7 protein-coding genes are annotated in these 4,270 nt (G+C 70.7%); 5 read left to right on the top strand and 2 right to left on the bottom strand.

Features of this window, described 5'->3' with window-relative positions; genetic code table 11:
* Nucleotides 1-119, bottom strand: a 119-nt coding sequence (locus tag AX737_RS33095; protein ID WP_197430528.1) for a pyridoxine 5'-phosphate synthase, incomplete at its 3' end; no start/stop codon positions are given.
* Nucleotides 120-239: 120 nt separating this feature from the next.
* On the opposite strand from AX737_RS33095, the gene AX737_RS10310 reads away from it, so the two are divergent.
* From AX737_RS10310 to AX737_RS10290, 5 genes are all read left to right on the top strand, one after another.
* On the top strand, nucleotides 240-614 hold the full coding sequence (locus AX737_RS10310) for a PH domain-containing protein (protein ID WP_066921070.1): 375 nt from the start codon (nucleotides 240-242) through the stop codon (nucleotides 612-614).
* A gap of 103 nt (nucleotides 615-717) precedes the next feature.
* The gene (locus tag AX737_RS10305) at nucleotides 718-1,536 is read left to right on the top strand and encodes a class II glutamine amidotransferase (protein ID WP_066921068.1); all 819 of its coding nucleotides are present in this window, start codon (nucleotides 718-720) and stop codon (nucleotides 1,534-1,536) included.
* A 169-nt stretch (nucleotides 1,537-1,705) separates the two neighbouring features.
* Nucleotides 1,706-2,449 (top strand): sigma-70 family RNA polymerase sigma factor, encoded by a 744-nt coding sequence (locus AX737_RS10300; protein ID WP_066921066.1) that lies wholly within the window; start codon nucleotides 1,706-1,708, stop codon nucleotides 2,447-2,449.
* 150 nt (nucleotides 2,450-2,599) lie between these two features.
* Nucleotides 2,600-3,013 carry a DUF1236 domain-containing protein gene (locus AX737_RS10295; RefSeq protein ID WP_066921064.1) on the top strand — a complete coding sequence of 138 codons (414 nt, stop codon included), beginning with the start codon at nucleotides 2,600-2,602 and terminating at the stop codon, nucleotides 3,011-3,013.
* Nucleotides 3,014-3,182: 169 nt separating this feature from the next.
* Nucleotides 3,183-3,458: a hypothetical protein gene (locus tag AX737_RS10290; protein WP_066921062.1), complete on the top strand. Its 276-nt coding sequence runs from the start codon at nucleotides 3,183-3,185 to the stop codon at nucleotides 3,456-3,458.
* A gap of 14 nt (nucleotides 3,459-3,472) precedes the next feature.
* Here the strand turns inward: AX737_RS10290 and mscL are convergent, their stop codons facing one another.
* Complete coding sequence (gene mscL, locus AX737_RS10285; RefSeq protein ID WP_066921060.1) at nucleotides 3,473-3,901, bottom strand: large conductance mechanosensitive channel protein MscL; 429 nt, start codon at nucleotides 3,899-3,901, stop codon at nucleotides 3,473-3,475.
* Nucleotides 3,902-4,270: the final 369 nt, after the last annotated feature.

Raw genomic sequence — 4,270 nt, 5'->3', positions numbered from 1 at the left:
CCCGCCTCGACCGCCAGGATCGCGGCCCGCACCGGGTCCGGATAAGCCTCGCCGCGGGCGTTCCGCACGGTGGCGACGTGGTCGATGTTGACGCCGAGGCGGAGTTTCGGGGCGCTCATGGTCGGTCGGTCTCGGAATCGTCGTCCTGATCTGTCGCGCCACACCTGTCGATTGCCGCGCCCGCCCGCAAGCCCCACATCGCGTCCGCGGCGACGCTCCCGTCGCCAGGGAGGCGGCACATGGGGTTCCTCGACGGCCTGCTCGGCCACGGCAGCGACCTGAAGCCCGGCGAGGTCGACGAGCAGATGGCCGGCATCCTGGTCGAGGGCGAGCCGGTGCGCGTCGCCTTCCGGGTGATCCGCGACCTCTTCGTCTTCACCGACCGGCGCCTCATCCTGGTGGACCGCCAGGGGCTCACCGGCCGCAAGGTCGAGTACCTCACCGTGCCCTACCGGGCGATCACGTCCTTCTCGGTGGAGACCGCCGGCAATTTCGACCTCGATTCGGAGCTGAGGATCTGGGTCTCGGGGCGGTCCGAGCCGATCCAGCGCACGCTCCGGCGGGGCGCGAACGTTCTCGGCATCCAGCAGGCCATCGCCGCCTCGCTGACGTGAGGGGACGGATCGCGGATGCTCTGTTGTTCCGCGTCCGCAACGCCCCTAAATCCCGCTCGCCCGCGGGTTCGACGCGGGGCGCGAGGGGTGGAAGTCCGGGGCCATGTGCGAATTGCTGGGCATGAGCGCGAACGTGCCCACCGACATCCGCTTCTCCTTCGCGGCGCTGGCGCGGCGCGGTGGAGAGACCGGCCCGCACGCGGACGGCTGGGGCATCAGCTTCTACGAGGGGCGCGGGCAGAGGAGCTTCCACGAGCCCGAGCCCTCGGCCCGTTCGGAACTCGCCAAGTTCCTGCGCAACACGGCGATCAAGAGCCGCATCGTCGTGGCCCACGTGCGCAAGGCCAACCGCGGGCGCGTCAGCCTCGAGAACACCCATCCGTTCACCCGCGAGCTCTGGGGCCGGGCCTGGACCTTCGCGCATAACGGGCAGCTGAAGGGCGTGAAGCGGCTGCCGCTCGGCGCCTTCACGCCGGTCGGCTCCACCGACAGCGAGCACGCCTTCTGCTGGATGATGGGCCGGCTCCAGGCCCGCTTCCGCGGGCTGCCGGCGCCCGCCGTGCTCGACCGGGCGGTGGCCGGCCTCTGCGCCGAATTGCACGCGCTCGGCGTGTTCAACATGCTGCTCACCGACAGCCGCACCCTCTACGCCCATTGCGGCAAGCGGCTGTGCTACCTCACCCGGCAGGCCCCCTTCGGCACCGCGACCCTGATCGACGAGGATTGGCGGGTCGACTTCGCCCAGGAGACGACCGAGCGCGACGTCGTGACCGTGGTCGCCACCCAGGCGCTGACCCGCGACGAGTGCTGGACGGACCTCGCGCGGGGCGACGTGCTGTCGCTGCGCGACGGGGTGATCCGCCTGATCCGGCCCGGCGCCCGGGGGGCGGCGGCGCGGGTGACGGAGGTCGCCGCCTGTTGAACGCGGGGCACGCCCGGCCGCAATCGGACCGGTGAAGGTGCATGCGCAAGGCCGATGCGCTACAACGCATGTCAAGAGAGGACCGGGTCGGCCTCGCCGCCGCCACACGGTCCACGCGCCGGGTCCGGACCGCCCGGCGCGCCCTGCCGCCGAACACAAGCGACGAGCCATGACCCGCGACGAGACCGATAACGTCCTCTACCGCGAGGCGGACGCCGAAACCTCCGGCCGCCCGAACCTGCCCCACGCGATCCGCGCCCATCTCGGCGACCATCTGCGCGACACCTACGAGCGGCTCGGCGCCGAGGAGATGCCGACGCGCTTCGCCGAGCTGATCGACCAGCTGGAGGCGGCGCTGCGCGCCCGCGGCGAGGCGATCGAGCCGGAATTCCGCAACGGGCTGCTGGCGGCGGTGCCGTCCTTGCGCGCCTTCGCCCTCTCGCTGACCTCGAACCCCGCCCGCTCCGACGACCTCGTGCAGGACACGCTGCTGAAGGGCTGGCAGCACCGCGCCCGCTTCCAGCCGGGCACGAACCTCAACGCGTGGTTGTTCACCATCCTGCGCAACATCTTCTACTCGGATCATCGCAAGCGCGTGCGCGAGGTGGAGGATCAGGACGGCTCCTACGCCGCCCGGCTCGCGACCGCGCCCCACCAGGGCGACCGGCTCGACGTCGAGGACCTGCAGAGCGCGCTGGCCAAGCTCCCGCCGGACCAGCGCGAGGCGCTGGTGCTCGTCGGTGCCGAGGGCGTCTCCTACGAGGAGGCCGCCGCGATCATGGGCTGCAAGGTCGGCACCGTGAAGAGTCGCGTCAGCCGTGCCCGCGGGCGGCTGGCCGAACTGCTCGGATACGACGAGGAGGATCTCGGCTCCGACCGCTTCATCAAGTCGGCGATGCCGGGCGAGGGCTGAGCGGTACCCAGGCTTCCGCCGATCTCCGCGCACGAAGCATCGCCCGCGCGGAGATGATTTTTTGACGCATCCGTTTCGGGACTTGGCGCGTTACCGCCCCGAACTTCGCAGCACGGCAGTGCGGCGAACGTCCCAAAGACGGAGACTTTCATGCGCATCAAGACCCTCATCGCCGCCTCGGCCCTCGCCCTCTCGCTGCCGCTGGCCGCGCAGGCCCAGGGCACCATCCCGGGCGCCGCGCGCGGCGCGGAGGCCGGTGCCGATGCGGCCGGCCCGATCGGCGGTATCGTGGGCGGCGCGGTGGGCGCGGCGACCGGCACGGTCGGCGGCATCCTGGGCGTCGACATGGCCCCGCGCTTCCGCTCCTACGTGCGCGAGCGCAACGTTCGGTCGTACGACTACGACGGCCGTGTCGCCGTCGGCACCACCCTGCCGAACTCGGGCGTGACCTACTACGACGTGCCGGACGAGTACCGCGTGCGCCCGGGCTACCGCTACACGGTCGTCAACGACCGCCCGGTGCTGGTCGATCGCAGCCACCGCATCGTCGAGGTCATCGACTAAGACGCGGGGCCGGTCCCGCGCCGGCCCGCAGGCCCCGGAGCCCCGCGCTCCGGGGCCTTTTTCATTGAGTAGGAGCGGCATGCGCGTTGCGTGCGCCCGTCGCGGGCGGGATCGGTGCAACGCGGACCCTTCAGGATCGTTGACGGGCGCGACGACAGGAGATCATCCGATGGACGGCGGCGACAAGGCGAAGCTCCCCGAGCCGGTGCGCGACCACCTCGGCCAGCAGCTGCGCGGCGCGCTGCCCGTGGATGGCGGCAAGCCCGAATTCCTCGGCGACGAGCCGGTGCCCCAGGAATTCGCGCCCCAGATCGCCAAGCTCGAGACCCGGCTGAAGACCCACGAGGAGGGCACGGTCGCGGTCGAGCACGCGCTCGACCGCATCCTCGACGCTTTCGGCATCGACCCGAGCGCGCAGGAGAAGGGCGGTGCGCTCAAGTCCTGACGCTGCGGGCGGAATCAGACCTTCGGTTTGGCCGCCAGGATATCGCGGATCTCGCCGAGGAGCTTGACGTCGGCCGGCAGCTCGGCGGCTTTCTCCGGCTTCTTCTCTTCCGCGTGCTGGAGTTTGTTCATCGCGCGGATGACGAGGAACAGCACGAAGGCGACGATCAGGAAGTTCAGTGCCACGGTGACGAACTGCCCGTAGCCGAGCACCGCGCCCTGCTTCTTCGCCTCCGCGTAGGCGAGCCCGGTCTGCACCTTCGAGGAGAGCGGGAGATAATAGTTCGAGAAATCGAGCCCGCCGGTGATCGCTCCGATCATCGGCATGAACACGTCCTGCACGGCCGAGGTGACGATCGCCCCGAAGGCGGCGCCGATGATCACGCCGACCGCCAGATCGACGACGTTGCCGCGCAACGCGAATTTCTTGAACTCCTCGAGCATTCCGGCCTCCCCAGCGGATGAATCTCCCGCGGGACGGTGGCGTGTGGGCTGCCGGCACGCCAGGGGCGGGGGCGGCCATCCACCGCGAAGTGCGCTCGGTCCGGTGGCCCGATCCGCGGGTCGGGCGCGTCCCGGTGTCGGTGGCCTGACTGGCCATGGCGCGGGTGCCCACGCTCTCGGCGGGGGAGGGCTGCCTTCGCGGAAGGCCGGGTGGGGGATCCGGAGCCTTCGGACAGGGCTCCGCGGTTCCGCGGCAGCTCGCCTTATCCGAAACGGTTCAGGCCCAACGCATCGTCTCGGAACTGAGCGCGGGTCCCTCTCCCATAGGGAGAGGTCTGCTTTCGCAGAAAGCCGGGTGAGGGGTATGAG

This window comes from Methylobacterium sp. CCH5-D2 (assembly GCF_001556475.1).
GTDB classification, from domain to species: Bacteria; Pseudomonadota; Alphaproteobacteria; order Rhizobiales; family Beijerinckiaceae; genus Methylobacterium; species Methylobacterium hispanicum.
The sequence above is the reverse complement of the archived record's forward strand: the minus strand, read 5'-3'. Positions and strand labels throughout refer to the sequence as shown.

Coding starts and splice junctions, on each gene's coding strand:
- AX737_RS10310 (WP_066921070.1), top strand. CDS start 240: ATGGGGTTCCTCGACGGCCTGCTCGGCCACGGCAGCGACCTGAAGCCC.
- AX737_RS10305 (WP_066921068.1), top strand. CDS start 718: ATGTGCGAATTGCTGGGCATGAGCGCGAACGTGCCCACCGACATCCGC.
- AX737_RS10300 (WP_066921066.1), top strand. CDS start 1,706: ATGACCCGCGACGAGACCGATAACGTCCTCTACCGCGAGGCGGACGCC.
- AX737_RS10295 (WP_066921064.1), top strand. CDS start 2,600: ATGCGCATCAAGACCCTCATCGCCGCCTCGGCCCTCGCCCTCTCGCTG.
- AX737_RS10290 (WP_066921062.1), top strand. CDS start 3,183: ATGGACGGCGGCGACAAGGCGAAGCTCCCCGAGCCGGTGCGCGACCAC.
- mscL (WP_066921060.1), bottom strand. CDS start 3,901: ATGCTCGAGGAGTTCAAGAAATTCGCGTTGCGCGGCAACGTCGTCGAT.